Source organism: Pseudoxanthomonas suwonensis J47, assembly GCF_000513955.1.
Taxonomy (GTDB): domain Bacteria; phylum Pseudomonadota; class Gammaproteobacteria; order Xanthomonadales; family Xanthomonadaceae; genus Pseudoxanthomonas; species Pseudoxanthomonas suwonensis_C.
In genome coordinates, this window is record NZ_AZUZ01000046.1 from 1 (window position 1) to 3411 (window position 3411).

3 protein-coding genes are annotated in these 3411 nt (G+C 73.3%); 1 reads left to right on the forward strand and 2 read right to left on the reverse strand.

All coding sequences use genetic code 11. The features are described from left to right. Positions 1-148 precede the first annotated feature (148 nt). Together bioF and bioB are read right to left on the reverse strand one after the other, a co-directional pair. Positions 149-1339, reverse strand: coding sequence for an 8-amino-7-oxononanoate synthase (bioF, locus tag M503_RS0111345; protein ID WP_028928263.1), 1191 nt, complete (start codon positions 1337-1339; stop codon positions 149-151). A gap of 34 nt (positions 1340-1373) precedes the next feature. Continuing rightward, positions 1374-2423 carry a biotin synthase BioB gene (bioB, locus tag M503_RS0111350; RefSeq protein ID WP_028928264.1) on the reverse strand — a complete coding sequence of 350 codons (1050 nt, stop codon included), beginning with the start codon at positions 2421-2423 and terminating at the stop codon, positions 1374-1376. Between the two features lie 83 nt (positions 2424-2506). Between bioB and M503_RS0111355 the strand changes: the two genes are divergently transcribed. Beyond that, positions 2507-3226 (forward strand): ComF family protein, encoded by a 720-nt coding sequence (locus M503_RS0111355; RefSeq protein WP_028928265.1) that lies wholly within the window; start codon positions 2507-2509, stop codon positions 3224-3226. Positions 3227-3411 lie beyond the last annotated feature (185 nt).

Consider the following 3411-nt stretch of genomic DNA (forward strand, 5'->3'; position numbering starts at 1 on the left):
GGCAAGCCGTGCTTCCTGTAGAGCAGGGCCTGCCCTGCGGCTGTTGACGGGCATCGGCCCCGGGTGCGTGGCAGCGGGGCAAGCCCCGCTCTACATGGGAGCGACGCCGGCGCGCCAGGCTCCGCCGGGGCCGACGCGCGCCGGTGGCTCAGGCCGCGTCGCGGACTGCGCGGTCGCGGGCGTCGGCGATCGCGGCGAGCAGGGCGTTGACCTGCTGCGGGGTGTGCAGGGACGACAGCGTGACACGCAGGCGGGACTGGCGTTCGGGGACGGTCGGCGGGCGGATTGCGGTGACCAGGAAACCGGCTTCCTCCAGCGCGCGCGACATCGCCGTGGCGGTGGCTTCGTCGCCGCAGATCACCGGCTGGATCGGGGTGTTGGAAGGCATCAGCTCCAGGCCGAACTTGCCGGCACCGGTGCGGAACTGGCCGACCAGTTCGCGCAGGCGTTCGCGGCGCCATTCGTCGCGGCGGACCAGCTTCACCGCGGCCAGCGAGGCCGCGGCCAGCGCCGGTGGCAGCGCGGTGGTGTAGAGGTAGGGACGCGCGACTTCGGCCAGGTGCTGGACCAGGTCCTCGTCGCCGGCGACCACGGCACCGTAGCCGCCCAGGGCCTTGCCCAGCGTGGCCAGCTGCAGCGGCACTTCCAGCACGCCGAGGCCGGCTTCGGCCACCGAGCCGCGGCCCTGCGGGCCGAGCACACCGACGCCGTGGGCGTCGTCCACGTACATCAGCGCTTCCTGGGTGCGCGCGACCAGCGACAGCGCGCGCAGCGGGGCGACGTCGCCGTCCATGCTGAAGACGCCGTCGGTGATCAGCATCGCCGCGCCGTCGGGCGTGCCGCGCAGCTGGCGCATCGCGCCTTCCGGATCCAGGTGCGGGTAGCGGCGCAGGCGGCAGCCGGCTAGGCGGCTGGCGTCGATCAGGCTGGCGTGGTTGAGGCGGTCCTGCACGCAGACGTCCTCGTCCTCGAGGAAGGCCTGCTGCACGGCCAGGTTGGCCATGAAGCCGCTGCCGAACAGCAGCGCGCGCGGCACGCCCAGCCATTCGGCCATTTCGCGTTCGAGCTGCTCATGCAGGGTGTGGTGGCCGCAGACCAGATGCGAGGCGCCGGCGCCGGTGCCCTCGCGCGCGGACGCGTCCTGCAGGGCCGCGCCGACCTCGAACTGCGTGGCCAGGCCCAGGTAGTCGTTGCTGCAGAAGCCGGTCAGCCAGCGGCCATCCACTTCCAGCCGCACGCCGTCGCGCCTGGTGACGGTGCGGCGCTGGCGCAGGCGGCCCTGGGCGGCGCGCTGGCGCCGCATGGCATGGATGCGGTCGTGGATATCGGTACGTGCCATGTTCCTGCCCCGTCCCCCGGGGCCCCCTTCCAGTTCAGGCCGCGCAGCCGCAGGCAGGCGCCGGTCCGGTGATGTCGGCATGCACGGTACCGCCAGCCCCCGTCGACTTTCCGTGACGGTCATCACACTGGGCGAGCGGCATGGCCCGCAGACCGAGCCGCGCGAACAGGGCCTGGTCGCGTTCCACGTCGGGGTTGCCGGTGGTCAGGAGTTTCTCGCCGTGGAAGATCGAGTTGGCGCCGGCGGCGAAGCACAGCGCCTGCAGCTCGTCGGACATCGCCTCGCGCCCGGCCGACAGCCGCACCATAGAGCGCGGCATGGCGATGCGCGCGACGGCAATGGTGCGGACGAACTCGAACGGATCCAGCTCGGCGGTGCCGGCCAGCGGCGTGCCCGGCACCTGCACCAGGCGGTTGATCGGCACCGAGTCCGGGTGCGCCGGCAGGTTGGCCAGCGCCTGCAGCAGGCCGGCGCGCTGCTCGCGGGTCTCGCCCATGCCGACGATGCCGCCGCAGCAGGTCTTCAGCCCGGCCTCGCGCACGTGTTCGAGGGTGTCCAGGCGGTCCTGGTACTGGCGGGTGTGGATGATGTCGCGGTAGAACTCCGGCGCGGTGTCGAGGTTGTGGTTGTAGTAGTCCAGGCCGGCCTCGCGCAGCGCCCGGGCCTGCTGCGGGGTCAGCATGCCGAGGGTGGCGCAGGTCTCCAGGCCCAGCGCCTTCACTCCGGCGATCATCGCCGCGACCTTCGGGATGTCGCGGTCCCTGGGGCTGCGCCAGGCCGCGCCCATGCAGAAGCGCGAGGCGCCGGCGGCCTTGGCCTGACGGGCCTTCTCCAGCACCTCGGCGGTGTCCATCAGCTTCGTCGCGTCGACGCCGGTGTGGTAGCGCTGCGCCTGCGGGCAGTAGGCGCAGTCCTCGGGGCAGCCACCGGTCTTCACCGACAGCAGGGTCGAGACCTGGACCTCGGCCGGGTCGAAGTGCTCGCGGTGCACGCTGGCGGCGCGGAACAGCAGCTCGGGCAGCGGCAGGTCGAACAGCGCGAGCAGTTCCTCGCGCCGCCAGTCGTGGCGGATTTCCGAAGGCATGGCGTGGGGTTTCCTGACAGCGCCGGGAAGCGGGCGCGGGCAGTCTGGGAATCCGCCCCTGCCACTGTCAACCCGGGAAAGCCATGGATGGTTTACAGGCCATGTCGTTCAAGGACCTGCCGGCGCGGCTGGCCACCCTCGCCCACCGCCTGCTGCCGCTGCGCTGCCTGCTGTGCACCGAACCGGGCGCCGGCGGGCTGGACCTGTGTCCGGCCTGCCGTGCCAGCCTGCCGGAACTGCAGGCGGCCTGCCGCTGCTGCGCCCTGCCCCTGCCCGCCCCCGGCATCTGCGGCGCCTGCCTGCAACGGCCGCCGCCGCTGCAGCGCGCCCACGCCGCCTTCCTCTACGCGCCGCCGCTGGACCGGCTGCTGCCGCGCTACAAGTTCCACGGCGACCTCGCCGCCGGGCGCCTGCTGGCGCAGCTGATGGCCCGCGCCTTCGCCGGCTGCGAGCGGCCGCAGGCACTGGTCCCGGTCCCCCTGCACCGCAGCCGCCTGCGCCGGCGCGGCTACGACCAGGCCCTGGAACTGGCACGGCCCCTGGCAGCCATGCTCGGCCTGCCGCTGCGCGCGGACCTGCTGCGGCGCGTGCGTGCCACCGCGGCGCAGTCGGAACTGGATGCCGCCGCGCGCCGGCGCAACCTGCGCGCCGCCTTCCGCGCGGCGAATGCCGCCATGCCGACGCACGTAGCCCTGGTCGACGACGTCATGACCACCGGCGCGACCCTGCATGCCGCGGCGCGGGCACTGCACCGGGCCGGCGTGGAACGGGTCGACGCCTGGGTCTGCGCGCGGGCGCCGTGATACCCCGCTCCCCAAGGCGGAGCAAGGCTGGGTGGCGCCCCGTAGAATCGGGCTTGCCCGACTCCCACGCTGGATGTCCCTGACGTCCACACAGGCAGCGATACAGGCCACCCGCTTCGGAGAAACCGTCGTCTCCGGATGCGTGGAGCGGGGCAAGCCCCGCTCTACAACGGCGATACAGCCCC

What these genes read in the sequence shown, in the direction of transcription:
- bioB (WP_028928264.1), bottom strand. Translation starts at nt 2,423, where the DNA reads ATGCCTTCGGAAATCCGCCACGACTGGCGGCGCGAGGAACTGCTCGCG.
- bioF (WP_028928263.1), bottom strand. Translation starts at nt 1,339, where the DNA reads ATGGCACGTACCGATATCCACGACCGCATCCATGCCATGCGGCGCCAG.
- M503_RS0111355 (WP_028928265.1), top strand. Translation starts at nt 2,507, where the DNA reads ATGGATGGTTTACAGGCCATGTCGTTCAAGGACCTGCCGGCGCGGCTG.